General features: G+C 68.1%; 22 protein-coding genes. 17 read left to right on the plus strand and 5 right to left on the minus strand.

The features are described 5' to 3' along the window. The first annotated feature begins 118 nt into the window (after positions 1–118). Positions 119–1,897 (plus strand): ABC transporter ATP-binding protein, encoded by a 1,779-nt coding sequence (locus NNZ72_RS19805; protein ID WP_257317276.1) that lies wholly within the window; start codon positions 119–121, stop codon positions 1,895–1,897. A gap of 140 nt (positions 1,898–2,037) precedes the next feature. Here the strand turns inward: NNZ72_RS19805 and polA are convergent, their stop codons facing one another. After that, positions 2,038–5,019, minus strand: a complete 2,982-nt coding sequence (polA, locus tag NNZ72_RS19810; RefSeq protein ID WP_257317277.1) for a DNA polymerase I — start codon at positions 5,017–5,019, stop codon at positions 2,038–2,040. A 372-nt stretch (positions 5,020–5,391) separates the two neighbouring features. Between polA and NNZ72_RS19815 the strand changes: the two genes are divergently transcribed. From NNZ72_RS19815 to dnaJ, 7 genes are all read left to right on the plus strand, one after another. Continuing rightward, positions 5,392–5,832 (plus strand): MarR family winged helix-turn-helix transcriptional regulator, encoded by a 441-nt coding sequence (locus NNZ72_RS19815; RefSeq protein ID WP_257317278.1) that lies wholly within the window; start codon positions 5,392–5,394, stop codon positions 5,830–5,832. A 78-nt stretch (positions 5,833–5,910) separates the two neighbouring features. Then, complete coding sequence (locus tag NNZ72_RS19820) at positions 5,911–7,302, plus strand: dipeptidase (RefSeq protein ID WP_257317279.1); 1,392 nt, start codon at positions 5,911–5,913, stop codon at positions 7,300–7,302. A 157-nt stretch (positions 7,303–7,459) separates the two neighbouring features. After that, the gene (locus NNZ72_RS19825) at positions 7,460–8,407 is read left to right on the plus strand and encodes a lysylphosphatidylglycerol synthase transmembrane domain-containing protein (RefSeq protein WP_257317280.1); all 948 of its coding nucleotides are present in this window, start codon (positions 7,460–7,462) and stop codon (positions 8,405–8,407) included. An 85-nt stretch (positions 8,408–8,492) separates the two neighbouring features. Continuing rightward, positions 8,493–8,924: a BA14K family protein gene (locus NNZ72_RS19830; RefSeq protein ID WP_371747790.1), complete on the plus strand. Its 432-nt coding sequence runs from the start codon at positions 8,493–8,495 to the stop codon at positions 8,922–8,924. 135 nt (positions 8,925–9,059) lie between these two features. Beyond that, positions 9,060–11,243 carry a transglycosylase domain-containing protein gene (locus NNZ72_RS19835; RefSeq protein WP_257317281.1) on the plus strand — a complete coding sequence of 728 codons (2,184 nt, stop codon included), beginning with the start codon at positions 9,060–9,062 and terminating at the stop codon, positions 11,241–11,243. A 245-nt stretch (positions 11,244–11,488) separates the two neighbouring features. Beyond that, positions 11,489–13,402, plus strand: coding sequence for a molecular chaperone DnaK (gene dnaK / locus NNZ72_RS19840; protein WP_257317282.1), 1,914 nt, complete (start codon positions 11,489–11,491; stop codon positions 13,400–13,402). A 214-nt stretch (positions 13,403–13,616) separates the two neighbouring features. After that, the gene (gene dnaJ / locus NNZ72_RS19845) at positions 13,617–14,756 is read left to right on the plus strand and encodes a molecular chaperone DnaJ (protein WP_257317283.1); all 1,140 of its coding nucleotides are present in this window, start codon (positions 13,617–13,619) and stop codon (positions 14,754–14,756) included. A gap of 160 nt (positions 14,757–14,916) precedes the next feature. Here the strand turns inward: dnaJ and NNZ72_RS19850 are convergent, their stop codons facing one another. Both NNZ72_RS19850 and NNZ72_RS19855 read right to left on the minus strand, forming a co-directional pair. Further along, entirely contained in the window at positions 14,917–15,534 is a 618-nt protein-coding gene (locus tag NNZ72_RS19850) for a transglutaminase-like cysteine peptidase (protein WP_257317284.1), read from the minus strand. 102 nt (positions 15,535–15,636) lie between these two features. Further along, positions 15,637–16,464, minus strand: a complete 828-nt coding sequence (locus NNZ72_RS19855) for an alpha/beta hydrolase (RefSeq protein WP_257317285.1) — start codon at positions 16,462–16,464, stop codon at positions 15,637–15,639. 212 nt (positions 16,465–16,676) lie between these two features. Between NNZ72_RS19855 and infC the strand changes: the two genes are divergently transcribed. The 8 genes from infC (at position 16,677) to NNZ72_RS19895 (ending at position 23,305) form a co-directional block, all read left to right on the plus strand. Then, entirely contained in the window at positions 16,677–17,213 is a 537-nt protein-coding gene (gene infC / locus NNZ72_RS19860; protein WP_257317330.1) for a translation initiation factor IF-3, read from the plus strand. Between the two features lie 202 nt (positions 17,214–17,415). Continuing rightward, positions 17,416–17,619: a 50S ribosomal protein L35 gene (rpmI, locus tag NNZ72_RS19865; RefSeq protein WP_134647921.1), complete on the plus strand. Its 204-nt coding sequence runs from the start codon at positions 17,416–17,418 to the stop codon at positions 17,617–17,619. A gap of 40 nt (positions 17,620–17,659) precedes the next feature. Beyond that, a complete protein-coding gene (gene rplT / locus NNZ72_RS19870) occupies positions 17,660–18,064 on the plus strand; it encodes a 50S ribosomal protein L20 (RefSeq protein WP_257317286.1) in 405 nt (134 codons plus the stop codon). A 96-nt stretch (positions 18,065–18,160) separates the two neighbouring features. Then, positions 18,161–19,246, plus strand: coding sequence for a phenylalanine--tRNA ligase subunit alpha (pheS, locus tag NNZ72_RS19875; protein ID WP_257317287.1), 1,086 nt, complete (start codon positions 18,161–18,163; stop codon positions 19,244–19,246). 4 nt (positions 19,247–19,250) lie between these two features. Continuing rightward, positions 19,251–19,385, plus strand: a complete 135-nt coding sequence (locus NNZ72_RS19880; RefSeq protein WP_257317288.1) for a DUF4160 domain-containing protein — start codon at positions 19,251–19,253, stop codon at positions 19,383–19,385. 82 nt (positions 19,386–19,467) lie between these two features. Beyond that, entirely contained in the window at positions 19,468–19,743 is a 276-nt protein-coding gene (locus tag NNZ72_RS19885) for a DUF2442 domain-containing protein (protein WP_257317289.1), read from the plus strand. Between the two features lie 64 nt (positions 19,744–19,807). Then, positions 19,808–22,234 carry a phenylalanine--tRNA ligase subunit beta gene (pheT, locus tag NNZ72_RS19890; RefSeq protein WP_257317290.1) on the plus strand — a complete coding sequence of 809 codons (2,427 nt, stop codon included), beginning with the start codon at positions 19,808–19,810 and terminating at the stop codon, positions 22,232–22,234. A gap of 81 nt (positions 22,235–22,315) precedes the next feature. Next, positions 22,316–23,305, plus strand: coding sequence for a Gfo/Idh/MocA family protein (locus NNZ72_RS19895; RefSeq protein ID WP_257317291.1), 990 nt, complete (start codon positions 22,316–22,318; stop codon positions 23,303–23,305). A gap of 3 nt (positions 23,306–23,308) precedes the next feature. On the opposite strand, the gene NNZ72_RS19900 is transcribed toward NNZ72_RS19895, so the two are convergent. After that, positions 23,309–23,686, minus strand: coding sequence for a GtrA family protein (locus NNZ72_RS19900; protein WP_257317292.1), 378 nt, complete (start codon positions 23,684–23,686; stop codon positions 23,309–23,311). A 196-nt stretch (positions 23,687–23,882) separates the two neighbouring features. Here NNZ72_RS19900 and NNZ72_RS19905 point away from each other — a divergent pair, with 196 nt between their 5' ends. Next, positions 23,883–25,697, plus strand: a complete 1,815-nt coding sequence (locus tag NNZ72_RS19905) for a hypothetical protein (RefSeq protein WP_371747794.1) — start codon at positions 23,883–23,885, stop codon at positions 25,695–25,697. Here NNZ72_RS19905 and NNZ72_RS19910 read toward each other — a convergent pair. Beyond that, positions 25,676–25,897 carry a hypothetical protein gene (locus tag NNZ72_RS19910; protein WP_257317294.1) on the minus strand — a complete coding sequence of 74 codons (222 nt, stop codon included), beginning with the start codon at positions 25,895–25,897 and terminating at the stop codon, positions 25,676–25,678. The genes NNZ72_RS19905 and NNZ72_RS19910 overlap by 22 nt on opposite strands. Between the last annotated feature and the right edge of the window lie 50 nt (positions 25,898–25,947).

Here is a 25,947-nt window from a genome sequence, read left to right on the forward strand (position 1 = left end):
GCGCGGTTAAAGCGGAACGGCTCCCCGCCGACAGGATTAAGAGATTGCAAGCGGCCGCCCGCCCGGATAGACGCGAAGGCCTGCCCCCGCACGGCCCCGACAGACAGGTTCCTCTGCCATGACCGCTTCCCGCCATCCGCTGCGCGTCCTCTTCTCGCTCGTCCGCGACGAGCGCGGCCGCGTGATCCGGGCGACGGCCTCGTCGGTCGTCAACAAGCTGTTCGACGTGATGCCGGAGATCCTGATCGGCATCGCGCTCGACGTGGTGGTGCGCGGCAAGGATTCCTTCGTCGCGAAGCTCGGCATCACCGATCCGGTGCAGCAGCTCACGCTGCTGGGCATCGCCACCTTCCTGATCTGGTTCGGCGAATCGCTGTTCGAGTATTTCTACCAGGTGCTCTGGCGCGGGCTCGCGCAGGACGTGCAGCACCGGCTGCGCATCCTCTGTTACGACCACGCCCAGCACCTGCCGACGAGCTTCTACGAGGAGAACCGCTCCGGCGACCTCGTCGCCGTGCTGAACGACGACATCAACCAGCTCGAGCGCTTCCTCGACCGCGGCGCCAACGAGCTGATCCAGACCTTTTCCGCCGTCGTCCTCGTCGGCGCGGTGTTCTTCATCGTCAGCCCGCTGATCGCCGTGATCGCCTTCACGCCGGTACCGGCGATCATCGCCGGCGCCTTCTGGTTCCAGCGCCGGGCGCAGGCGCGCTACGACGCGGTGCGTGCGCGGGCCGGCGGGCTCGGCGCAAGGCTCACCACCAACCTGCAGGGGCTGCAGACGATCCGCGCCTTCGGGGCGGAGGCGCGCGAGACGGAGGCGCTGACGCGCGAGAGCCTCGGCTATGTCGAGGCGAACCGGGCGGCGATCCGCGTCTCCTCCGCCTTCATCCCGATCATCCGCATGGCGATCCTGTCGGGCTTCCTCGCCACCTTCCTGATCGGCGGCTGGCTGACGCTGACCGGGCAGATGCAGGTCGGCGCCTACGGCCTGCTCGTCTTTCTCACCCAGCGCCTGCTCTGGCCGATGACGGGGCTTGCCGAGATCGCCGACCTCTACGAGCGCGCCATGGCCTCGACGCGGCGCATCCTCAGGCTGCTCGACGAGCCGCGCGCCGAGCCGCACGGCACGCACGACGCGCCCGTCTCCGGCCGCTTCGACCTCGACGACGTCGGCTTCCGCTATGCGACGAGCCCGGGCGGCGTCAACGGCATCTGTCTCTCCATCGGCGCCGGGGAGACGGTGGCGCTCGTCGGGCCGACGGGGAGCGGCAAGTCGACGCTGATCAAGCTCCTCGGCCTGTTCATCCGGCCGCAAAAGGGCTGCATCCTGCTCGACGGGGTGCCGCTTGCCGACTGGTCGGGCGAGAGGCTGCGCCGCGCCATGGCCTGGGTGCCGCAGGAGGTGACGCTGTTCACCGGCTCGATTTCCGACAACATCGCCTACGGGCGGCCGGGGGCGCGCTTTTCCGAGATCGAGGCGGCGGCGAGGATGGCGGAGGCCGACGGCTTCATCCGCGCGCTGCCGGACGGCTACGACAGCCAGATCGGCGAATACGGGCAGAAGCTCTCCGGCGGGCAGCGCCAGCGCATCGCGCTTGCGCGCGCCCTGCTGATCGACCCGGCGATCCTCATCCTCGACGAGGCGACGAGCGCCGTCGACAACGAGACGGAAGCGGCGATCCAGCGCTCGCTGGCGAAGATGAAGGGCAGGCGCACGGTGATCCTCGTCGCCCATCGCCTGAGCACCGTCGTCCATGCGGATGCGATCCACGTGATGGAGGACGGGCGGATCGTGCAGTCGGGCTCGCACGACGCGCTCGTGGCGCGGCCGGGGCTCTACCGCAACCTCTGGAACATCCAGACGGGGCATGCGGAGATCGAGGCGGAGATGTGAGTGGCCGACAGGCCCCCTCATCCGCCCTTCGGGCACCTTCTCCCCGCTGGGGAGAAGGGAAAGGAGACGTCGCCGCGCAACACCTTCTCCCCAGCGGGGAGAAGGTGGCGGCAGCCGGATGAGGGGTTATGCGAGCCCCCTCAGTGCGCCTCGTCCCAGTTGTGCGCGGCCCGCGCGTCGACCTTCAGCGGCACTTTCATCGCGAGCGCCGGCATGGAGGCGTTCTCCATCGTGTCGACGATGACGGGGATCGCGCGGTCCACCTCGCCGTCCTCGATCTCGAAGATCAGCTCGTCGTGCACCTGTAAGAGCATGCGCGCGCCGAGGCCGGCCCGTTCCAGCGCCGGCTCCATCTTGACCATGGCGCGGCGGATGACGTCGGCGGCCGAGCCCTGGATCGGCGCGTTGATCGCCGCCCGCTCGTTGAAGGCGCGCACCGACGGGTTGGAGGAGCGGATCTCCGGATAGTGCGCGCGCCGGCCGAAGATCGTCTCGACATAGCCGTGCTCGCGGGCGAAGGCCTTGGTGGAATCCATGTAGTCCTTGATGCCCGGGAAGCGCTCGAAATATTTCTTGATGTACTCGCCCGCCTCCGACCGCTCGATGGCGAGCTGGTTGGCGAGCCCGAAGGCGGAGATGCCGTAGATGATGCCGAAATTGATCGCCTTGGCGCGGCGCCGCACCTCCCCGGGCATGCCCTCGACCGGCACGCCGAACATCTCCGACGCCGTCATCGCATGGATGTCGATGCCGTCGGCGAAGGCCTGCCTGAGCTGCGGGATGTCGGCGACGTGGGCGAGCACGCGCAGCTCGATCTGGCTGTAGTCGGCCGAGACCAGCTTGCGGCCGGGCGAGGCGACGAAGGCGGTGCGGATCTTGCGGCCTTCCGCCGTGCGGACCGGGATGTTCTGCAGGTTCGGCTCGGAGGAGGAAAGCCGGCCGGTGGTGGTGGCGGCGAGCGCATAGGAGGTGTGCACGCGCTTGGTCTGCGGATGGACGAAGCCCGGCAGCGCGTCGGTATAGGTGGACTTCAGCTTGGTGAGCTGGCGCCAGTCGACGATCTTGCGCGCCAGCGGCACGCCCTGGGCGGCGAGGTCCTCCAGCACCTGCGCGGAGGTGGACCATTGGCCGGTCTTGGTCTTGGACGCGCCGGAGAGCCCCATCTTGCCGAACAGGATGTCGCCGAGCTGCTTGGGCGAGCCGATGTTGAAGCGCTCGCCGGCAAGCGCGTAGATCTCCTCCTCGAAGGCCGCCGCCCCCTGCGCGAGCTCGCCGGAGAGACGGGAGAGCACCTGCCGGTCGATGGTGATGCCGCGCTCCTCCATGCGGGCGAGCACGGGCACCAGCGGCCGCTCCAGCCGCTCGTAGACCGTCGTCATGCGCTCGGCCGCAAGGCGCGGCTTCAGCACGTGCCAGAGCCTCAGCGTCACGTCGGCGTCCTCGGCGGCATAGGCCGTCGCCCGGTCGATCGCCACCAGGTCGAAGGTCTGCGCGCCCTTGCCCGAGCCGCAGACATCCTTGTAGGGAATCGGCTTGTGGCCGAGCCAGCGCTCCGACAGCGTGTCCATGCCGTGCGTCGTCACGCCGGCGTCGAGCGCGTAGGACATCAGCATCGTGTCGTCGTAGCTCACGATGACGATGCCGTGCTGGCGCATGACGAGATAGTCGTACTTGAGGTTCTGCGCGACCTTGAGGACGGACCGGTCCTCCAGCAGCCCCTTCAGCCGGTCGAGCGCGGCGCGCACGGGGATCTGCCCCTCGGCGAGGCCGCCGCCGAGCAGGTCGCCGACGCCGGTCTTGTGGCTGAGCGGCACATAGGCCGCGCGGACCGTGAGGCCCGACGGGTCGGCGCGGTTGTCGGCGATCGCCAGCGAGAAGCCGCAGAGCTCGGCCTGCATGGGATCGAGCGAGGTCGTCTCCGTGTCGAAGCCGACGAGGCCGGCCTCGCGCGCATCGGCGATCCAGCGGTCGAGCGTGTCGAGGTCGCGGATCGTCACATAGGCCGAATGGTCGATCACCGCGCCGGAGAAGCGCTCGGCGCGGGCCCGGGCGAGCCCCGCCGGCGACGCCTCGCCCGGGCGGGCGGTGGGCATGAGCACGGCGGCGGCCTCCGCCGCCGTCTCGCCGCCGTCCGGCGAAGGCGCGACGGCCTCGCCCCTGTCGAGATCGGGACCGTGGGCCTCCGCGCCCCATTCGACCGGAACGACGGCCGGCTCGATGGCGCTCGCGTCGCAGTCGCAGGCCTCCGCCACGCGCCGCGTCAGCGTGTTGAACTCCATGGCCTTCAGGAAGGCGATCAGCCTCGGCCCGTCCTGCGGGTGCAGGATCAGGTCGTCGAGCGGCACGTCGAGCGGCGTGTCGTTCTTCAGCGTCACGAGCTGGCGCGAGAGCAGCACCAGCTCGCGGCTGGCGAGGATGTTCTCGCGCCGCTTGACCTGCTTGATCTCCTCGGCGCGGGAAAGCAGCGTGTCGAGGTCGCCGTATTCGGCGAGGAGCTGGGCGGCCGTCTTCGGGCCGATGCCGGGGACGCCGGGGATGTTGTCGGTGGAATCGCCCGTCAGCGCCTGCAGGTCGATCATCTTCTCCGGCGCCACGCCCCATTTCTCGATCACGTCGGGAATGGCGATCTGCTTGTCCTTCATGCCGTCGTACATCGACACCTTCCCGGTGACGAGCTGCATGAGGTCCTTGTCGGAGGAGACGATGGTGACGTCGGCGCCCGCCTCCTCGGCGAGCCGCGAATAGGTGGCGATCAGGTCGTCCGCCTCGTAGCCCTCCTTCTCGATGCAGGGCAGGTTGAAGGCGCGCGTCGCGTGCCGGATCAGGCCGAACTGCGGGATCAGGTCCTCCGGCGGCGCGGTGCGGTTGGCCTTGTAGAGATCGTAGAGATCGTTGCGGAAGGTCTTCGAGGAATAGTCGAAGATCACCGCGAAATGGGTCGGCGTGACGCCGACGTCGGTGTTGCGCGCATCCTTCAGGAGCTTCCACAGCATGTTGCAGAAGCCCGAGACGGCATTGACCGGCAGGCCGTCCGACTTGCGGTTGAGCGGCGGGATGGCGTGGAAGGCGCGGAAGATGAAGCCCGAGCCGTCGACGAGGAAGAGATGATCACCGTTTTTCATGGGGTGAATGGATAGCGCGGCGCTCCTCCGGCGTCCATCTCTTATCCGGGCTCTTATCCGGGCCGCCCGCGCCGCCCGGCCGTCACGCGAACGTTACCGATTTGTAATTTTCGCGGGTGGCCGAATCCCTTGAAATGCCACATTCGCGGGCACAGATATCACCCATCGGCACCTGATCAAAGCCGTTGTCTGGCATACCGGCCTGTCCCCCGCCGAGCCAGACGAGGACAAAGGCCTCATCCCCCTCTCCGGGCCTTTGTCCATTCTTCGAAGAAGCCGCCGCGACGCGCCTCCCGTCGTCGGCGGCTTCCGTTTTTCATCGCCTGCGATCCATCCTTGTCTTGCCCCGCGAACGGGCATAGCCTCGCGTCCATGGATTTCGACCGGAAGGAGTCGGCGGCCTATCTCGCCAATCTGCTCTCGAAGGCAGCGTCGCGCGCGCTGCAGGCGCGGGCGGACGGGGCCGGCTTCGCGCCCGGCCAGTTCCCCGTCCTCCTCGAACTGTGGAACGGCGACGGGCTCACCCAGCGCGAGCTCCTCGACCGGCTCGACATCGAGCAGGCGACCATGGCCAACACGCTTTCCCGGATGGAGCGCGACGGGCTCATCGCGCGGCGGCGCCATCCGAAGGACCGGCGGGCGCAGCAGATCTTCCTCACCGCCCGCGGAAAGGCGCTGCGCGAGACGGCGACGGCGGCGGCCGCGGCGGCCGAGGACGCGCTGTTTGCGGGCTTCCGCCGCTTCGAGCGGGAACTGCTCCTCGAATACATGCGCATGGCGCTCGCCAATCTCGGCCGCGACGCCGGACGCTGAGTGTCGCAGTTTCGTCATACGATTTGCCCTCGCCGCCGCGATCGGTCTAAATGCTTCCCGAAATCAAGGGAATCGACCATGACCAACCTCTCGCCCGTCCTCGACCGCGCCAGCGCCGGCATTCCGGCGAGCCTCGAACGCCTGTTCGAGCTGGTGCGGATCAAGTCCATCTCCACCGATCCCGCCTACAAGGCGGACTGCCGGCGGGCGGCGGAATGGCTGGTCTCGGACCTGCGCTCGCTCGGCTTCACCGCGACGGTGCGCGACACGCCCGGCCATCCGATGGTGGTCGCCCATCACGACGGCGCGCATCCCGACGCCCCGCACGTGCTCTTCTACGGCCATTACGACGTGCAGCCGGTCGACCCGCTGAACCTCTGGGACCACGACCCGTTCCAGCCGGCGGTGCGCGACGCACCGGGCGGGCGGCGCATCATCACCGGCCGCGGCACCTCGGACGACAAGGGCCAGCTCATGACCTTCGTCGAGGCCTGCCGCGCCTACAAGGAGACCGCGGGCGCGCTGCCCTGCCGGGTGACCATCCTGTTCGAGGGCGAGGAGGAATCGGGCTCGCCCTCGCTGAAGCCCTTCCTGGAGGCGAATGCCGCGGAGCTGACGGCCGACGTCGCGCTCGTCTGCGACACCAGCATGTGGGACGGCGAGACGCCGGCGATCTCCGCCGGCCTGCGCGGCCTCGTCGGCGAGGAGGTCGTCGTCAAGGCGGCCGACCGCGACCTGCATTCCGGCTATTTCGGCGGCGCGGCGGCGAACCCGATCCACATCCTCGCCGATATCCTCGCCGGCCTGCACGACGAGACCGGCCGCGTCACGCTTGCCGGCTTCTACGACGGCGTCGAGGAGACGCCGAGCCAGATCAAGGCCGCCTGGGAGACGCTCGGCCGCTCGGCGGAGACCTTCCTCGGCGAGATCGGCCTCTCCATCCCCTCCGGCGAGAAGGGCCGCTCGGTGCTGGAGCTCACCTGGGCGCGGCCGACGGCGGAGGTGAACGGCATCACCGGCGGCTATACCGGCGAGGGCTTCAAGACGGTGATCGCCGCGGAGGCCTCGGCGAAGGTCTCCTTCCGCCTCGTCGGCAAGCAGGATCCGGCGAGGATCCGCGACGCCTTCCGCGCCTATGTGCGCGCGAGGATCCCGGCCGACTGCTCGGTGACGTTCCACGCGCACGGCGGCTCGCCGGCGATCCAGCTCCCCTACGATTCGCCGCTCCTCAACAAGGCGAAGGCCGCGCTTTCCGACGAATGGCCGAAACCCGCCGTCGTCATCGGCATGGGCGGCTCGATCCCGATCGTCGGCGACTTCCAGAAGATGCTCGGCATGGAATCGCTGCTCGTCGGCTTCGCGCTGCCGGACGACCGCATCCATTCGCCGAACGAGAAATACGAGCTGCGTTCCTTCGAGAAGGGCATCCGCTCGTGGGTGCGCATCCTCGCGGCACTCGCCGAACGCTAGCACGCAATCCCGGACAAGAAGAGGCACGAAGGAGATCGGGCCCGGGACACCGGGCGGCGGACAGGCCAGAAAGGAAGCGGATGACATCGACGGAACGGTTGCAAGCAAGGGCCCCGCAGGGCGGACGGCAGAACGCCGCATGCGAGGGAACGGCCGGATGAAGTGGTTGAGGAAATTCTTCTGGCCGCTCGTCAGCACCGCCGCGATCATCATCTCGATCTACATCCTCTACAAGGACCTCCGCGGCCTGTCGCTCGACGAGTTCATGGCGAGCCTGGAGGCCATCCCGCCGTCGGGCTGGCTGCTCGCCGTCGCCGCCACCTTCGTCGCCTATGCGGCGCTCGCCGCCTACGACCACCTGGCGCTCGAACATCTCGGCCACCGCATCTCGCTGTGGTTCATCACCATCACCTCGTTCACGACCTACGCGCTGTCGCACAATATCGGCGCCTCGGTGTTTTCCGGCGCGCTCGTGCGCTACCGCGCCTATACGTCGAAGGGACTGTCGGGCTCCGAGGTGGGCATGCTGGTCGCCTTCTGTTCCTTCACCTTCGTGCTCGGCACCGTCATGCTGTTCGGCCTGGTGCTGGTGCTGGAGCCGGAGATCATCGAGCGCTTCGCCGATTTCCTGCCGATCGAGGCGGCGTTCTCGACCGGGATCTTCATCCTGGCGCTCGTCGCGCTCTACGTCGTGGGCAGCCTCGTCGGCTTCCGGCCGATCCGCACCCGCTGGCTGAAGCTCGAATATCCGCGTCCCTCGCTCGTCTTCCGCCAGCTCGTCATCGCGCCGGTGGAGCTGATCGGGGCGGCGGCGATCATCTATTTCGTGCTGCCGGCCGAGGGCAATCCCGGCTTCTTCGTGGTGCTCGGCATCTTCCTCGCCTCGTTTTCCGCGGCACTGCTGTCGCATGCGCCGGGCGGCATCGGCGTGCTGGAGCTCGTCTTCATCGCCGGCCTGCCGGAGATCGACCCGGCAGCGGTGCTGGCGGCGCTCGCCGTCTTCCGGCTGTTCTACCTCCTCGTTCCCTTCGTGATCGCCCTCTTCGTCATCCTCATCTTCGAGCGGGCGAGCTTCCTCGCCCGCTCGCGGCAAAAGGACGAGTGAACGGTTCATCCGCCGTTCAGTTGAATTGTTTCATGGTATGATCCGTCCTGATCACTGCAGACAGTGACGAACAAGGGAGACCGACATGAAGAACACGCTCAAGAGCGGCATTGCCGCGGCCCTGGCCGCCGCGATGTTCGCGACGACCTTCGTTCCCGTACAGGCGACGGCGATGCCCCTTCCGAAGGTCGGCGTCTCGCAGTCGTCGGACGTCGAGCAGGTGCAGTATCGCCGCGAGCGCCGCGGCTGGCACAACGGCCACCGCGGCTATCGCTACCATCGCCACGGCTATCGCCGTCATTCGGACGGCTGGTGGTATCCGCTGGCGGCCTTCGGCGCGGGCGCGATCATCGGCGGCGCCATCGCCAACCAGAACTATGCCCGCCCGCGCTACGAGGGCGTCAACCCGCGCCACGTCGAATGGTGCTATGCGCGCTACCGCTCGTACCGCTCCTACGACAACACGTTCCAGCCCTATGGCGGCCCGCGCCAGCAGTGCTATTCGCCCTACTACTGATCGACGAGACCTTCGGGCGGCCGGCGAGGCCGCCCGAAAGGCATCTGCGCGTTCACCGCTTGTTTACCACCCCTTAAATCGCCGCATTTAAGGTCCAACCCACGGCGACATCGACGGGGGCCCTTCCGACCGCGCATGGCAGACAACCGAAAATCCAGGCGAATCGAGCCCTCCTTCGACGGCTCCCGCGGGCGCGACGACGGCGACTTCCGCCTCGGCGCGGGCGACCGCGTCGCCGGGGAGCGCGGCGGGCGCAAGCGCGGCGGCCGATCCGCCGCCCCGCGCGCCGCGCGGCGGCGCCGCTCCGGCGGCCTGTTCGGCCTCCTGCGCACGCTCGTCTACTGGTGCCTCGTGCTCGGGCTTTGGGGGGCGATCGGCCTCGGCGGCCTCGTCCTCTACTACGGCGCGCGCATGCCGAGCGCCACCAGCTGGGCGATTCCCGAGCGCCCGCCGAACGTCAAGATCCTCGCCGTCGGCGGCGAGATCATCGCCAATCGCGGCGCCACCGGCGGCGAGGCGCTGTCGCTGGAGACCATGTCGCCCTATATCCCGCTCGCCGTCATCGCCATCGAGGACCGGCGCTTCTACTCGCATTTCGGCATCGACCCGCTCGGGCTCGCCCGCGCGATGCTGACGAACGTCACGAGCGGGCGCATGGTGCAGGGCGGCTCGACGCTGACCCAGCAGCTCGCCAAGAACCTCTTCCTCTCGCCGGAGCGCACGCTGGAGCGCAAGGTGCAGGAGGTGCTGCTGGCGCTGTGGCTGGAGCAGAAATATTCCAAGGACCAGATCCTTGCGATGTATCTCAACCGCGTCTTCTTCGGCTCCAACTCCTACGGCGTGGAAGCCGCCTCGCGGCGCTATTTCAACAAGTCGGCGCGCGACGTGAACCTCGGCGAGGCGGCCGTTCTGGCGGGCCTCCTGAAGGCGCCGTCGCGGCTTTCGCCCGCCCGCGACCCGGAGGCGGCGGAAGCGCGCGCGCAGGTCGTGCTGTCGGCCATGCGCGAGGAGGGCTTCGTCACCGACGGCGAGATCAAGACGGCGATGTCGCAGACGCCGGCACGCGCCAAGAGCTACTGGTCGGGCGCCCAGCACTATGCCGCCGACATGGTGATGGCGCAGCTTCCGGCGATGATCGGCGACATCACCGAGGACCTGGTCATCGACACGACGATCGACCTCGATCTCGAGAAGAAGGCCGACGCGGCGATCTCCGCCGTGATCGAGAAGGAAGGCGCCAAGCTCGACGCCTCGCAGGCCGCCCTCGTCTCCATCGACGGCACGGGCGCGATCCGCGCGCTGGTCGGCGGGCGCGACTATGCGGAAAGCCAGTTCGACCGAGCCTCCAAGGCGAAGCGCCAGCCGGGCTCCGCCTTCAAGCCCTTCGTCTATGCCGCGGCCCTCGAAGCGGGCCGCACGCCGCAGTCGGTGCGCAACGACCGGCCGGTCAGGATCGGCAAGTGGACGCCGGAGAACTACGACCAGAAATTCCGCGGCGAGGTGACGCTCGCCTCGGCGCTGGCCGAATCGCTCAACACCATCGCCGCCCAGCTCGTCATGGAGGTCGGGCCGAAGGAGGTGGTGAAACTCGCCCGCCGCCTCGGCATCGAATCGGAGATGCAGGCGAACGCCTCGATCGCGCTCGGCACCTCGGAGGTGACGCTGGTCGAGCTGACGGCCGCCTACGCCCCCTTCATGAACGGCGGCTACAAGGCGACGCCGCACATCATCCGCCGCGTCTCCACCGCGGACGGCCGGGTGCTCTACGAGAACACCTACGACAATCCGCCGCGCGTGCTTTCGCAGAAGGTGGTGTCGCAGATGAACGGCATGCTGATGCGGGTGCTGACGGAAGGCACGGGCAAGAACGCGCGGCTTCCCGGCTGGCAGGCGGCCGGCAAGACCGGCACGACCCAGTCCTTCCGCGACGCGCTCTTCGTCGGCTACACGAGCAACCTCACCACCGGCGTCTGGTTCGGCAACGACGACGGCAAGTCGATGCGGAAGGTGACGGGCGGCGGCCTGCCGGCCAAGGCCTGGAACGGCTTCATGACGGCCGCCCACGAGGGGCTCCATCCTTCGCCGCTCTTCGGCACGACGGAGGGCAGCGAGGCGGTGGCCGAGGACGCGGGCCACGATCCGCTCTACGACCTCGTCTCGCGCGCGCTCGGCACCGACCCGCAGGCGGCCGATACGCCGGCCGTGGCGGACGAGCGGACGGGCGCCGTCGACGACGGCCTCATCCCGCCCGCCAACGTCGGCGCGCGGCAGACCGGCACGCGGCGCACGACGCTCCTCGACATCCTGATGGGCGGCTGACGCCGGGCCGGCTTGACGCCCGTCAGGTCCGCATCCACATTGGGCCGCAAAGAGGAGGCATCCCGCCATATCGCTGATTTTGCCCGCTTTGCGGCCGTTCGATGTCTTGCAGTCGTTCGGGGGCGTCCTTATATACGCCGCAAAGCCGCGAGCTCGGGCTCCCGCTTTTGCGAAGACCATACCATAGGGACTGCCGAAAGAATGCCTGATCGGGTTCCGGCGGTTCGCTTCAAGGAGAGAATGACATGGCAAAAGTAATCGGTATCGACCTCGGAACGACCAACTCCTGCGTCGCCGTCATGGACGGCAAGGATGCGAAAGTCATCGAAAACGCCGAAGGCGCGCGCACCACGCCCTCCATGGTCGCCTTCACCGACGACGGCGAGCGGCTGACCGGCCAGCCGGCCAAGCGCCAGGCCGTCACCAACCCGGAAAACACCCTCTTCGCGGTCAAGCGCCTGATCGGCCGCCGCTACGACGACAAGCTCGTCGAGAAGGACAAGGGCCTCGTCCCCTACAAGATCGTCAAGGGCGACAACGGCGACGCCTGGGTCGACGCCCAGGGCAAGGCCTATTCGCCCTCGCAAATCTCCGCGATGATCCTGCAGAAGATGAAGGAAACCGCCGAATCCTACCTCGGCGAGAAGGTCGAGAAGGCCGTCATCACGGTTCCCGCCTACTTCAACGACGCCCAGCGCCAGGCCACCAAGGACGCCGGCAAGATCGCCGGCCTCGAAGTGCTGCGCATCATCAACGAGCCGACCGCTGCCGCGCTCGCCTACGGCCTCGACAAGAAGGACGGCAAGACGATCGCCGTCTACGACCTCGGCGGCGGCACCTTCGACATCTCCGTGCTCGAGATCGGCGACGGCGTCTTCGAGGTGAAGTCGACCAACGGCGACACCTTCCTCGGCGGTGAAGACTTCGACATGCGTCTCGTCGAATACCTCGCGGCCGAGTTCAAGAAGGACCAGGGCATCGACCTGAAGAACGACAAGCTCGCGCTGCAGCGCCTCAAGGAAGCGGCGGAAAAGGCCAAGATCGAGCTCTCCTCCTCGCAGCAGACCGAGATCAACCTGCCGTTCATCACGGCGGACGCCTCCGGCCCGAAGCACCTGACGATGAAGCTGTCGCGCGCCAAGTTCGAAAGCCTCGTCGACGACCTCGTGCAGCGCACCGTGGCGCCCTGCAAGGCGGCGCTGAAGGATGCCGGCGTGACCGCGGCCGAGATCGACGAGGTCGTCCTCGTCGGCGGCATGAGCCGCATGCCGAAGGTGCAGGAGACCGTCAAGCAGCTGTTCGGCAAGGAGCCGCACAAGGGCGTCAACCCGGATGAGGTCGTCGCCATGGGTGCGGCCATCCAGGCCGGCGTGCTGCAGGGCGACGTCAAGGACGTGCTGCTTCTCGACGTGACGCCGCTGTCGCTGGGCATCGAGACGCTGGGCGGCGTCTTCACCCGTCTGATCGAGCGCAACACGACGATCCCGACGAAGAAGAGCCAGACCTTCTCGACCGCCGAGGACAACCAGTCGGCCGTGACCATCCGCGTCAGCCAGGGCGAGCGCGAAATGGCCGCGGACAACAAGCTGCTCGGCCAGTTCGACCTCGTCGGCATCCCGCCGGCGCCGCGCGGCGTGCCGCAGATCGAGGTCACCTTCGACATCGACGCCAACGGCATCGTGCAGGTCTCGGCGAAGGACAAGGGCACCGGCAAGGAGCACCAGATCCGCATCCAGGCCTCGGGGGGTCTTTCCGACGCCGACATCGAGAAGATGGTGAAGGACGCCGAGGCCAATGCCGAGGCCGACAAGAAGCGCCGCGAGACCGTCGAGGCGAAGAACCAGGCCGAAAGCCTGGTCCACTCCTCGGAGAAGTCGCTCAAGGAATACGGCGACAAGGTCTCCGAAGACGACCGCAAGGCCATCGAGGACGCGATCGCTGCGCTGAAGGCCGCCACCGAGGTTTCCGAGCCGGACGCCGAGGACATCAAGGCCAAGACCAACACGCTCATGGAAGTCTCCATGAAGCTCGGCCAGGCGATCTACGAGGCCCAGCAGGCCGAGGCGGGCGCCTCCTCCCCGGACGAGGCCGGCGACAACGTCGTCGACGCCGACTACGAGGAAGTCAAGGACGAGGACGACCGCAAGAAGTCGGCCTGAGCCTGAAAATGCCGGCCGCGCCAAGCGGCCGGCCCAACGGACAGCGGAAGGCGGAAACCGGCGCGAAGGGAACAGGGCCACATGATCACTCCCGTTCAACGCGGCGACGACGTCATGGCCTTCTCCCCGCCCCGGTGTCCGCCTTTTCGCGTGCGCAGGCTTTCATCACAGACGCAAGATTGACGACCAGTCCATGAAACGGACGTGAACCCCGATGGCAAAAGCTGATTTTTACGAAACGCTGGGTGTTTCCAGGACCGCCGACGAGAAGGAGCTGAAGAGCGCCTTCCGCAAGATGGCGATGAAATACCACCCGGACAAGAATCCGGGGGATGCGTCGGCCGAGCAGAAGTTCAAGGACGTCAACGAGGCCTACGAGACGCTGAAGGACCCGCAGAAGCGGGCCGCCTACGACCGCTACGGCCATGCGGCCTTCGAGCAGGGCGGCATGGGCGCCGGCGGCTTCGGCGGCAACGGCGCCGGCTTTTCCGGCGGCGGCTTCTCCGACATCTTCGAGGACATCTTCGGCGAGATGATGGGCGGCGGGCGCCAGCGGCGCTCCTCCGGCGGGCGCGAGCGCGGCGGGGATCTGCGCTACAACATGGAGATCTCGCTGGAAGAGGCCTATTCGGGCAAGACCGCGCAGATCCGCGTGCCGACGTCGATCACCTGCGACGCCTGTTCCGGCTCGGGCGCCAAGCCCGGCACCAGCCCGAAGACCTGCGCGACCTGCGGCGGCTCGGGCCGCGTGCGCGCCGCCCAGGGCTTCTTCTCGATCGAGCGCACCTGCCCGACTTGCCACGGCCGCGGCCAGACGATCAGCGACCCCTGCACCAAGTGCCACGGCCAGGGCCGCGTCACCGAAGAGCGCTCGCTGTCGGTCAACATCCCGGCCGGCATCGAGGACGGCACCCGTATCCGCCTTGCCGGCGAGGGCGAGGCCGGGCTTCGCGGAGGGCCGGCGGGCGACCTCTACATCTTCCTGTCGGTCAAGCCGCACGAGTTCTTCCAGCGCGACGGCGCCGACCTCTACTGCACCGTGCCGATCTCGATGACGACGGCGGCGCTGGGCGGCACCTTCGACGTCGCCACGCTCGACGGCTCGAAGTCGCGCGTCAGCGTGCCGGAGGGCACCCAGGCGGGCCGCCAGTTCCGGCTGAAGGGCAAGGGCATGCCGGTGCTGCGCTCGACCCAGGTCGGCGATCTCTACATCCAGATCCAGATCGAGACGCCGCAGAAGCTCACCAAGCGCCAGCGCGAGCTTCTCAAGGAGTTCGAGGAGATCTCTTCCAAGGAGAACAACCCCGAATCCGCCGGGTTCTTCGCGCGGATGAAGGAGTTCTTCGAGGGGTGAGGTCCAGGTGAGTGCCCCTCACCTGCCTGCCGGCATCCTCTCCCCGCAAGCGGGGCGAGGAACGAATGCCGTACCGTTTTCCCCTTCTCCCCGCTTGCGGGGAGAGGTCCCGGCAGGGGGATGAGGGGCAAAACGCCCGTGATTTCCGGAAAACCGTGCCCTACTTGCCGACCGACGACACCATCATCGCGTCGCCGTTCTCGATCGAGACCCAGCGGCCGGCATGGAAATTGGCCTGCCGCTTCAGGTAGCGGTAGGGCGTCGCGGTCCAGGGCCTGACCTCGTCGTTGAGGTTGTCGAGGACGAAGTCGCCCTCCGTGGTGGCGAGCGTCAGCACCGCGTGGCCCTCGCCGTCCGGCTTGCGCACGACGGTGATCAGCAGGTCGCTTGCGGCAAAGCCCTTCTCCATCAGCTTGCGGCGCTTCAGGAGGACGAAGTCCTCGCAGTCGCCGGCCTCGCCCGGATAGGTCCAGTACTCGTCCTTGCCGTAGAGATCCTTGTCGGTCATCGGCGTGATGGCGTGGTTGATGCTCGCGTTGATCTCGCGCACGACCGTCCAGCCGTAGGCCGTCACCTTCGCCGCCCCGCGGCCGCGGCTGCCGGCCTGGCACTCGGACGGGTTCGCCTGACAGAATTCGTAATGCCCGATCGGCTGCGAGGTGACGCCGCCGGTCTGCATGGAAAGAAGGGAAGCGGGGGCCGTGAAGGCCGAGGAAGAAGAAACGAGCAGGGCGAAAATCGCCGCAACACCCGCCTTCGCACCGAATACATGCGCCATGAACCGCCTGCCCCCTGATCGTTAACAAAAGGTTAAAGAGCCAGGGGGCGTTTCGTCAATCATCAGTTTTGGCGATGGGACAATATGGTTAAAATGCGGCCCTCAGGCCACACCTTCGCCGCGCGCGAGCGTCTCCGCGGCCTCCAGCATGCGGGCGATGTCCTGCGGACGCGACAGGCGATGGTCGCCGTCGCGAATCATCGTCAGCACCACGTCGTCGCCGGAAAGGTGCTCCATCAGCCGCACGGCATGGGCATGGGGCACGTCCGGATCGGCCATGCCCTGCAGGATATGCACCGGGCAGCCGGTCTCGATCACCCCGTCGAGCACGCGGTTTTGCCGCCCGTCCTCGATGAGCTTCAGCGTGTAGACGTTCGGATCGGGGCCGTAGGGCGTCGGCTCCTCGAAGAAGCCGTGCTCGGCGAGCGCGGCCCGCTCGGCCTCGGTGAGATTGGGTTCGATCAGCTCCGAGGTGAAATCGGGAGCCGGCGCGATCAGCAGCAGGCCCGTCACCGCTGCGTCGCCGCGCTTCGCCAGCGCCCGCACGGCGCGCAGCGCGATCCAGCCGCCCATCGAGGAGCCGACCAGCACCATGCGGCGCGTGCCGATCGCGGCCCGGGCGTGCTCGATCACGGCGAGCGCCTCCTCCAGCCAGCGCGAGATCGTGCCGTCGGAAAACGCGCCGCCGGAGGCGCCGTGGCCGGAATAGTCGAAGCGCACGCAGCCCGTGCCGAGACGGGCGGCAAGTGCCGCGAGCTCGGCCGCCTTTGTGCCCGTCATGTCGGAGCGGTAGCCGCCGAGCCAGACGAAATGGGCGAGCGCGTTCCCGGCCGCCGGCGGCGTAAGCCGCATGGCGATCGGGCGGGCCTGCGCCCCCTCGCCGACGGTCAGGAACTCTTCGGGCGTCTCGCCGTTTCCGGTTGCGGTCATGGGGTCTCTCCTGCCTTGCGGATGCGCACGTGCGGGCGAGCTAGAACAGATTCGTCCGGGCAAGGACAGGTGGTGATTTTTTCAACGCGCCGTGCTATTGACGTCGCAAGCGCGATCGACACATAGCCGCCGGACGCCGAAACGGCGGGCGCGCGGGCCGATCGACGCAGGATTCCAAACCCTTATCGAAACAGTTCGAGGAGAACACGACCATTCGCAGACCCTTCAAAGCGGAAGCCCCCGTCAAGGACGGACCGCGCTCCAACAAGGAAATCCGGATCCCCCGGGTCCAGCTTATCGACGCCGAAGGCCACAACCACGGCATCCTGCCCACCGATCAGGCGCTCCGCATGGCGGAGGAAGCTGGCCTCGATCTCGTGGAGATCTCGCCGAATTCCGAACCGCCCGTCTGCAAGATTCTCGACCTCGGCAAGCTGAAATACGCCAACCAGAAGAAGGCGGCCGAGGCGCGCAAGAAGCAGAAGATCGTCGAGATCAAGGAAATCAAGATGCGCCCCAACATCGACACCCACGACTACGAGGTGAAGATGAAGGCGATGAACCGCTTCTTCGGCGAGGGCGACAAGGTCAAGGTGACGCTGAAGTTCCGCGGCCGCGAGATGGCCCACCAGGAACTCGGCATGAAGCTCCTGCTGCAGGTCAAGGAAGACACGCAGGCCATCGCCAAGGTGGAGGCCGAGCCGAAGCTCGAAGGCCGCCAGATGATGATGGTGCTCGCTCCCCGCTGAGACGCGGTGCCGCGGGTATTTGGTCGAAGCCGCCTTCCGGGGCGGCTTTTGCTTGTCCGCCCCGGATTCCGGTTGCGCTTTCGGGGGAGTTCGGTTACAAGCCCCCGTCCGAACGGTCCGGCAGGGCATGCCGTGGCCGTTCTTAATGCTGGGTCGGGCCTCGTCAGCCGCGTCCCGAATTCAAGAAGAATGGAGTAGCAAAATGCCCAAGATGAAGACGAAGTCGTCTGCCAAGAAGCGGTTCAAGATCACCGCCTCGGGCAAGGTTCTGGCGGCTGCCGCAGGCAAGCGCCATGGCATGATCAAGCGTACCAACAAGTTCATTCGCGACGCGCGCGGCACCATGGTGCTCGCCGAAGCCGATGGCAAGAAGGTCATCAAGAACTACCTGCCGAACGGTCTCTGAGACTAATCGCGCATTTTGATACGTTTAAGGAGATCATGACATGTCCCGTGTAAAACGCGGCGTTACCGCCCACGCCAAGCACAAGAAGACGCTGAAGGCCGCCAAGGGCTTCTACGGCCGCCGCAAGAACACGATCCGCGCCGCCAAGGCCGCCGTCGACCGTTCGAAGCAGTACGCCTACCGCGACCGCAAGGTGAACAAGCGCAATTTCCGTGCGCTCTGGATCCAGCGCATCAACGCCGCCGTGCGCGAGCACGGCCTGACCTACGGCCGCTTCATCGACGGCCTGAACAAGGCCGGCATCGAGGTCGACCGCAAGGTGCTCTCCGACATGGCGATCCATGAGACCGCCGCCTTCGGCGCGCTCGTCGCCGCCGCCAAGAAGGCGCTGGAGTACCTCAAGGACGCCGGCACCACCAACGAGTTTGAAAGCGCGGTCCGTTAAGCCAGCGCTTCCCAGGCTTTTTCATCATTGAATGGGAAACCCGCGCTGGCTGGGCCTGCGCGGGTTTTTCTTTGACCGCAAACGGATTTACGAGCGATGTCCGATCTCGACCAGTTGAAACAGACCCTGCTTGACGAAATCGCCGGCGCTTCCGACGAGGCGGCGATCGAGGCCGTGCGCGTCGCCGCCCTCGGCAAGAAGGGCTCCGTCTCCGAGCTCCTGAAGACGCTCGGCGCCATGTCGGCGGAGGAGCGCCAGACTCGGGGTGCGGCGATCAACGCGCTGAAGACCCTCGTCACCGAGGCGATCGCCGAGCGCAAGGCGGCGCTGCGCGAGGCGGCGATCGCGGCGCGGCTTGCCGCCGAGACGGTTGACGTCAGCCTGCCGGTGCGCGCCTCGCCCGCCGAGCGCGGGCGCATCCACCCGATCAGCCAGATCGTCGACGAGATCACCGCGATCTTCGCCGACATGGGCTTCTCCATCGCCGAGGGGCCGGACATCGAGACCGACTACTACAATTTCACGGCGCTGAACTTCCCCGAGGGCCACCCCGCCCGCGAGATGCACGACACGTTCTTCTTGCCCCCGGACGAGGCCGGCGAGCGCAAGGTGCTGCGCACGCACACCTCGCCGGTGCAGGTGCGCACGATGGAGGCCCAGAAGCCGCCGATCCGCATCATCATCCCGGGAAAGACCTACCGGCAGGATTCCGACGCCACGCATTCGCCGATGTTCCACCAGGTGGAGGGCCTCGTCGTCGACACCAGGGCCAACGTCGCCAACATGCGCTGGGTGCTGGAGGAGTTCTGCAAGGCCTTCTTCGAGGTGGAGAGCGTCACCATGCGCTTCCGCCCGTCCTTCTTCCCCTTCACCGAGCCCTCCTTCGAGGTCGACATCCAGTGCGACCGCTCCTCCGGCCCGATCGTCAGGTTCGGCGAGGGGACGGACTGGATGGAGATCCTCGGCTGCGGCATGGTGCATCCGAACGTGCTGCGCGCCGGCGGGCTCGATCCCGACGTCTACCAGGGCTTCGCCTGGGGCATGGGCCTCGACCGCATCGCCATGCTGAAATACGGCATGCCGGATCTCCGCGACTTCTTCAACGCCGACGTGCGCTGGCTTTCCCACTACGGCTTCCGCCCGCTCGACATGCCGACGCTGTTCGGGGGCCTGAGCGCGTGAGCCGATGCCGACCCTGCTGATCTGGCATGGATACAAGTTCCGGTTCTACGCCTCCGACGGCCCCGAACCGCCCCATATCCATGTCGTGAAGGATGCAGGGTCGGCGAAGGTCTGGCTCGAAAGCATGGAACTGGCCTAAAGCCACGGCTACAATAACCGCGAGATCGCAGAGTTCATCGCCAAGATTGCCGAGAACCGCGACGACTGGATGGAGAAGTGGAATGAGTTCTTTGGAATTTGAGACCGAAGAGATGCGCCCCGTCTCCGCCGCCTGCGACGCGGACTTCGTCTATGTGACGCTCGCCGACGGACGCCAGATCCGTGCGCCCCTCTGGTGGTACCCGTTCCTGGCGAAGGCCACGCCCGAGCAGCGCGCGATCGTGGACATGCAGTTTTCCGGCGTCTGGTGGCCGGAGCTGGACGAAGGCGTCTCCGTCAAGGGATTGCTGCTCGGCTGGAAAGCGCCCGGTGCCCGCGCTCCGGGGAAGGCCGCCTGATTCGATCAAAATACTTCAACCATCTGGATGACGGTCTGCCGGCCGCGACCTGAGGAAAAGAACCATGAAATTCACGCTCTCCTGGCTGAAGGACCATCTCGACACCGACGCCACGCTCGAAGAGATCTGTGCGCGCCTGACGGCGATCGGGCTCGAGGTGGAGGACGTCGACGACAAGGCGGCCTACAGGCCCTTCGTCATCGCCCGCGTCGTCTCCGCCGAGCAGCACCCGAACGCCGACAAGCTCAAGGTTCTGATGGTCGATACCGGCAAGGGCGACCCGGTGCAGGTCGTCTGCGGCGCGCCGAATGCGCGCGCCGGCCTCGTCGGCGCCTTCGTCTCCCCCGGCACCTTTGTGCCCGGCATCGGCGTGACGCTCGCCGTCGGCACCATCCGCGGCGTCGAGAGCCGCGGCATGATGTGCTCGGAGAAGGAACTGGAGATCTCCGACAATCACGACGGCATCATCGACCTGCCCGCGGATGCGCCGGTGGGGACGAGCTTCGCCGCCTATGCCGGCCTCGACGACCCGGTCATCGAGATCAACCTGACGCCGAACCGGCCGGACTGCACCAGCATATACGGCATCGCCCGCGACCTCGCCGCCTCCGGCCTCGGCACGCTGAAGGCCCCGAAGGCCCCCGCCTTCGCGGTCGAGGGCGACACGCCGGTCAAGGTGACGCTCGACCTTGGCGGCGACGATCATCTGTGCCCCGGCTTTGCGCTGCGCCTCGTGCGCGGCGTCAGGAATGGCCCGAGCCCGAAATGGATGCAGCAGCGGCTGCTCGCCATCGGCCTCCGGCCGATCAACGCGCTGGTCGACATCACCAACTACATGACCTTCGACCAGGGTCGGCCGCTGCACGTCTTCGACGCCGCAAAGGTGAAGGGCGACCTCGTCGTCCGCCGCGCGGCCGAGGGCGAGACGGTGCTGGCGCTCGACGGGCGCGAATACACGCTCACCCCCGCGAACGTCGTCATCGCCGACGACAGCGGCGTCGAATCGATCGGCGGCATCATGGGCGGCGAGCATTCCGGCTGCGACGAGACCACCACGGACGTGCTGATCGAATCGGCGCTGTGGGACCCGATGAACGTCGCCAGGACCGGCCGCGCGCATGGCATCATCACCGATGCGCGCTACCGCTTCGAGCGCGGCGTCGATCCGGAATACATGGTGCCGGGGCTGGAGCGCGCGACCGAACTGGTGCTGGAGCTGTGCGGCGGCACGCCGGCCGCGCTCGACGTGGTGGGCTACAAGGGCCACGCGCCGAAGGTCGTCGACTTCCCCTTCTCGGAGGTGAAGCGCCTGACGGGCCTCGACGTCTCGGCGGAGGAGAGCACCGACATCCTGACCCGGCTCGGCTTCTCGGTCTCCGGCTCGGGCGAACGTGTCTCCGTCGCCGTCCCCTCCTGGCGGCCGGACGTGGACGGCAAGGCCGACCTCGTCGAGGAGGTGATGCGCATCCACGGCGTCGACAACATCCGCCCGGCGCCGCTCGAAAGCCACGGCGCGGTGAACGGGCGCATCCTCACCACGCTGCAGATCCGCACGCGGCTCGCCAGGCGGGCGCTCGCCGCCCGGGGCATGCTGGAGGCCGTCACCTGGTCCTTCATCCCGAAGGCGCATGCCGAGCTCTTCGGCGGCGGCGCGCCGTCGCTCGCGCTGTCGAACCCGATCGCCGCCGACATGTCCGACATGCGGCCCTCGCTGCTGCCGGGCCTGCTGTCCGCCGCCCAGCGCAATGCCGACAAGGGTTACGGCGACGTCGCGCTGTTCGAGGTCTCCGGCACCTATGAGAGCGACCGGCCGGAAGGCCAGCGGCGCGTGGCCGGCGGCGTGCGCCGCGGCACCGCCGCGCTCGCGGGTGCCGGCCGCCTCTGGTCGAACGCCGCGAAGGGCGGCGGCAGGCCGGTCGACGTCTACGACGCCAAGGCCGACGCGCTTGCCGTGCTGGAAGCCTGCGGCCTGCCGATGGGCAATGTCCAGATCGAGCCGGGCGGCCCCGCCTGGTATCATCCGGGCCGCTCGGGCACGATCAGGATGGGGCCGAAGGTCGTGCTCGGCACGTTCGGCGAGTTCCATCCGAAGGCGCTCGCGGCCCTCGACGTCTCCGGCGCGCTCGCCGGCTTCGAGATCTATCTCGACGCCATGCCCGAGCCGAAGAAGAAGGCGACCCGCACCAAGCCGGCGCTCGACCTCTCGCCGTTCCAGGCAGTGCGCCGCGACTTCGCCTTCGTCGTCGACAAGACGGTGGAGGCGGGCGCCATCGTCCGCGCGGCGACCGGCGCCGACCGCAAGCTGATCACCGCCGTCAACGTCTTCGACGTCTTCGAGGGCGCCTCCCTCGGCGAGGGCAAGAAGTCCGTCGCCATCGAGGTCGTCATCCAGCCGACCGACAAGACGCTGACCGACGAGGACTTCGAGGCCCTGACGGCACGGATCGTCGGCAACGTCGTCAAGACGACCGGCGGCACGCTGCGCGCCTGACCGCTCATAATTCCCCGGAGCGCTTTCCGCCCCGGGGAATTATGCTGTAGTCTCCGCCCCGCAAGAAACGGGGAGAACACCATGCTGCGCTTCGGAATCCTGTCCACGGCCAAGATCGGCCGCGAACTCGTCGTGCCCGCCATCCAGGACGCGGAGAACTGCGTCGTCACCGCCATCGCCAGCCGCGACCCCGCCCGCGCCCGCGCCATGGCCGACCGCTTCTCGGTGCCGCACGCCTTCGGCTCCTACGAGGAGATGCTCGCGTCCGACGTCATCGATGCCGTCTACATCCCGCTGCCGACCTCGCAGCATGTCGAATGGACGATCAAGGCGGCGGACGCCGGCAAGCACGTGCTCTGCGAGAAGCCGATCGCGCTCCATGCCGACGAGATCGGCGCGCTGATCGCGGCGCGCGACCGCAACGGGGTGCTGGTCTCCGAGGCCTTCATGGTCACCTACAGCCCGGTCTGGCGCAAGGTGCGCGCGCTTCTCGCCGAGGGCGCGATCGGCAGGCTGCGCCACGTGCAGGGCGCCTTCACCTATTTCAACCGCGATCCCTCCAACATGCGCAACGTGCCGGAGCTCGGCGGCGGCGGTCTGCCGGACATCGGCGTCTACCCGACCATCACCACGCGCTTCGCCACCGGCCAGGAGCCGCTCCGCGTGCAGGCGAACACCGAGCGCGACCCGGAATTCGGCACCGACATCTATTCGAGCGTGCGCGCCGACTTCGGCGGCTTCGAGCTCTCCTTCTACATCTCCACCCAGCTCGCCCACCGGCAGGTGATGGTGTTCCACGGCGACGAGGGCTTCATCGAGGTGAAGTCGCCCTTCAACGCCGACCGCTACGGCGCCGAGGAGATCGAGCTCGCCAACCAGAACCACGGCGAATCGCGCCATTTCCGCTTCCAGGACGCCCGGCAGTACCGTTGCGAGGTGGAGGCCTTCACCCGCGCGGCGCTGGGCGAGAACGAGGAGGTGGTGACGCTGGAGAGCTCGCTCGCCAACCAGAAGCTGATCGACGCGATCTACCGCGCCAGCGACCGGGACGGCGGCTGGGAACCCGTCTGAGGCTCAGGAGCGGCCGAAGACGAAGCGGGAATAGCCGACGAAGGACCAGGCCATGGCGGCAAGCGACGCCGCCGCCACGGCAAGGAGCGGCGAGAGACCCGGGAAGGCGAGCACCAGGGCGGAATAGAGCGCGTAGTTGAGGAGCGCGGCGCTGATGCCGACGCCGCCGTAGCGCGCGCCCTCGGCGGCGAGGCCGCGGCCGCTGCGGCCGAAGGTGAAGGTGCGGTTCGCCCAGAAGGTGAAGAGCATCGCGGCGGCGATGGCGACGACGCGGGCGGACAGCGGCCCGAGCGCCGTCAGCCGCAGGACGAGCCAGAGCACGCCGGCATCGACGAGGAAGCCCGCGCCGCCCGCGAGCGCGAAGGAGTAAACACGCCTCATGCCGCGCCAGCCCGCATCCGGCCGTCGCGGAGCGGCGACGCGGCGCTGTCGATCTCCGCCGGCAGGGCGTCCGTCATGACGATGCGTTCTCCGTTCCGGCCCGTCGCCCGGGCCGGCGGCTTTACTATTTCTTGAGAAGGTTAAGGCTAGGTTTCGCGGAACGCATCGGGCCGAGGAGAGGGACGTGGCGGAAACCGTGCCTGCAATGCTGCCGTTCCCGGCCGCGCCGACGGCAGCGGAAAGCGGGCCGACGCCGCGCGTGCTCGCCGCCTATTGCCTCGCCACCATCGGCCTCCTGCTCGCCTTCTCGCTGCCGTTCGCGGCCGATTATGTCGGCGCCGACAACGACGACACGATGCGCCTCGTCATGGTGCGCGACCTGCTGGGCGGCCAGGGCTGGTTCGACACGACCCAGTACCGGCTCGGCCTTGCCGGCGGCACCTTCATGCACTGGTCCCGCCTCGTCGACCTGCCGATCGCCAACCTGATCGGCGTCTTCTCGCTCTTTACCGACCGGCTCCATGCCGAGGCGCTCGCACTCGCCGTCTGGCCGCCGCTCCTCGCCGTGCCGGTGCTCTCCGGCATGGGCCTTGCCGGCTTCCGCCTCGGCGGGACGGCCGCCATGCATGCGACACTGGTGCTGACGGCGATCCTCATCGTCTCGCTCAACCGCTTCCAGCCGGGCGCGATCGACCACCACAACGTCCAGCTCGCCCTCGTCGCGATCATCGCCGCCATGCTGCTCGACCCGCAGGTGCGGGCGCGCGACCATGCGGTCGCCGGTCTCGCCTCCGGCCTGGCGATCGCCGTCGGCGCCGAGACGACGCCGCTCGTCGCCGCCGTCTGCCTCGTCGTCGCGCTGCGCTGGGCCTGGCATGGCCGCGCCTTCCGCGATGCGGCCGCGGGCTTCGGCCTGGCGCTGGCCCTCACGACCACCGCCTGCTTCTTCCTCACCGTCCCGCCCGCGCATTACGGGCAGGTGACCTGCGACAGCCTCTCCTACGGCTTCTACGCGCTTTCGACCTTCGGCGGCGGCCTGCTCTTCCTCGCCGCCTCGCTTGCCGGCGACCGGCCTTTCGCCGCGCGGATCGCGATCCTTTCGGGCGCGGGCGCGGTGCTCGCGACGGCGGTGCTCGTGGTGGCGCCGTCCTGCCTCGGCAACCCGCTCGACGCGCTCGATCCGCTGCTCGCCACCTTCTGGCTCTCCGGTGTCGTCGAGGCGCAGTCCTTCGTCCGGCAGATCCGGCACGACCCGGGATCGATCGGCGGCTTCTACGCGGCCGGCCTGCTGGCGCTTGGCGTCTGCCTCTGGCGCATCCGGCGGCGCGAAGCGGCCGAGGCGCACCTGGTGCTGCTGCTGCTCCTCGCCGTCTCCTTCGCCGTCACGCTGGTGCAGGTGCGCGGCTCCATCTTCGTCAACCTGCTTTCGGCCGTGCCCCTCGGCCTGCTCGTCGCCGACCTGCGCCGTGCCGCTAATGCCGATCCGGGGAACCTCAGGCGGGCGCTCGCCTTCTTCTGCCTGACGCTCGCCTCCGTGCCGCCCGCCTGGGCGCTCGCCGGCACGGTGCTGCCCGGCCGCTCGCAGCAGCTGCTGGAGGCGGGGCTCGCGGCCGCCGCGCCGCGCTCCTCCTGCATCGGCCCGGAGGCGATGGCGGCGCTTGCCGCCGAGCCCGCGGGCGTGGTCGCCGCCGCCTCCGACCTCGGCGCGCCGATCCTGCGCCACACCGCCCACCGGGTGTTGTCGGCCCCCTATCACCGCAACCAGGGCGGCATGCTGACCGAGCTGCATATCGGCCTCTCCGACCCGCTCCAGGCCGAGGCCTTCCTGCGCGGCGCGGGCGTGACGCTCGTCGCCTTCTGCCGCACCGACGCGCAGACGCAGAGCCTTGCCGACGCCGAGCCCGGCGGGCTCTACGCCAGCCTCTTCAGGGGCATGGTGCCGGCCTATCTGGAACCGGTTCCGGGCGCGCCGGAGGCGGCGCTGCGGCTCTACCGCGTGATGCCGGAATAGGCGCGCACGGCGGCATGGAGGCAGGCGGCCAAGAGGCCGGCATTGAAGCCGAGGCCGGCCGCAAGCAGCCGGGAGAACGGCAGCGGCGCGCCCGCCGCGACGAAGGCGGCGAGGACGAGGCCCGCGACCGCAAGGCAGGCCGCGGCCGACCGCAGCGCCAGACTTGCGGCACCGAGCACGAAGGCGGTCAGGAACAGCATCGCGGCATCTCCCGTCGCGAACCGCGCCGGATGGCGTCGAGTACGATGCG

Origin of the sequence: Shinella pollutisoli, from assembly GCF_024609765.1 — a bacterium.
Lineage (GTDB): Bacteria > Pseudomonadota > Alphaproteobacteria > Rhizobiales > Rhizobiaceae > Shinella > Shinella pollutisoli.

Coding starts and splice junctions, on each gene's coding strand:
- NNZ72_RS19855 (WP_257317285.1), bottom strand. CDS start 16,464: ATGACCGCAACCGGAAACGGCGAGACGCCCGAAGAGTTCCTGACCGTC.
- rplT (WP_257317286.1), top strand. CDS start 17,660: ATGTCCCGTGTAAAACGCGGCGTTACCGCCCACGCCAAGCACAAGAAG.
- NNZ72_RS19885 (WP_257317289.1), top strand. CDS start 19,468: ATGAGTTCTTTGGAATTTGAGACCGAAGAGATGCGCCCCGTCTCCGCC.
- rpmI (WP_134647921.1), top strand. CDS start 17,416: ATGCCCAAGATGAAGACGAAGTCGTCTGCCAAGAAGCGGTTCAAGATC.
- pheT (WP_257317290.1), top strand. CDS start 19,808: ATGAAATTCACGCTCTCCTGGCTGAAGGACCATCTCGACACCGACGCC.
- NNZ72_RS19910 (WP_257317294.1), bottom strand. CDS start 25,897: ATGCTGTTCCTGACCGCCTTCGTGCTCGGTGCCGCAAGTCTGGCGCTG.
- NNZ72_RS19900 (WP_257317292.1), bottom strand. CDS start 23,686: ATGAGGCGTGTTTACTCCTTCGCGCTCGCGGGCGGCGCGGGCTTCCTC.
- polA (WP_257317277.1), bottom strand. CDS start 5,019: ATGAAAAACGGTGATCATCTCTTCCTCGTCGACGGCTCGGGCTTCATC.
- NNZ72_RS19835 (WP_257317281.1), top strand. CDS start 9,060: ATGGCAGACAACCGAAAATCCAGGCGAATCGAGCCCTCCTTCGACGGC.
- NNZ72_RS19820 (WP_257317279.1), top strand. CDS start 5,911: ATGACCAACCTCTCGCCCGTCCTCGACCGCGCCAGCGCCGGCATTCCG.
- NNZ72_RS19850 (WP_257317284.1), bottom strand. CDS start 15,534: ATGGCGCATGTATTCGGTGCGAAGGCGGGTGTTGCGGCGATTTTCGCC.
- NNZ72_RS19825 (WP_257317280.1), top strand. CDS start 7,460: ATGAAGTGGTTGAGGAAATTCTTCTGGCCGCTCGTCAGCACCGCCGCG.
- NNZ72_RS19880 (WP_257317288.1), top strand. CDS start 19,251: ATGCCGACCCTGCTGATCTGGCATGGATACAAGTTCCGGTTCTACGCC.
- NNZ72_RS19805 (WP_257317276.1), top strand. CDS start 119: ATGACCGCTTCCCGCCATCCGCTGCGCGTCCTCTTCTCGCTCGTCCGC.
- NNZ72_RS19830 (WP_371747790.1), top strand. CDS start 8,493: ATGAAGAACACGCTCAAGAGCGGCATTGCCGCGGCCCTGGCCGCCGCG.
- pheS (WP_257317287.1), top strand. CDS start 18,161: ATGTCCGATCTCGACCAGTTGAAACAGACCCTGCTTGACGAAATCGCC.
- NNZ72_RS19895 (WP_257317291.1), top strand. CDS start 22,316: ATGCTGCGCTTCGGAATCCTGTCCACGGCCAAGATCGGCCGCGAACTC.
- dnaJ (WP_257317283.1), top strand. CDS start 13,617: ATGGCAAAAGCTGATTTTTACGAAACGCTGGGTGTTTCCAGGACCGCC.
- dnaK (WP_257317282.1), top strand. CDS start 11,489: ATGGCAAAAGTAATCGGTATCGACCTCGGAACGACCAACTCCTGCGTC.
- NNZ72_RS19815 (WP_257317278.1), top strand. CDS start 5,392: ATGGATTTCGACCGGAAGGAGTCGGCGGCCTATCTCGCCAATCTGCTC.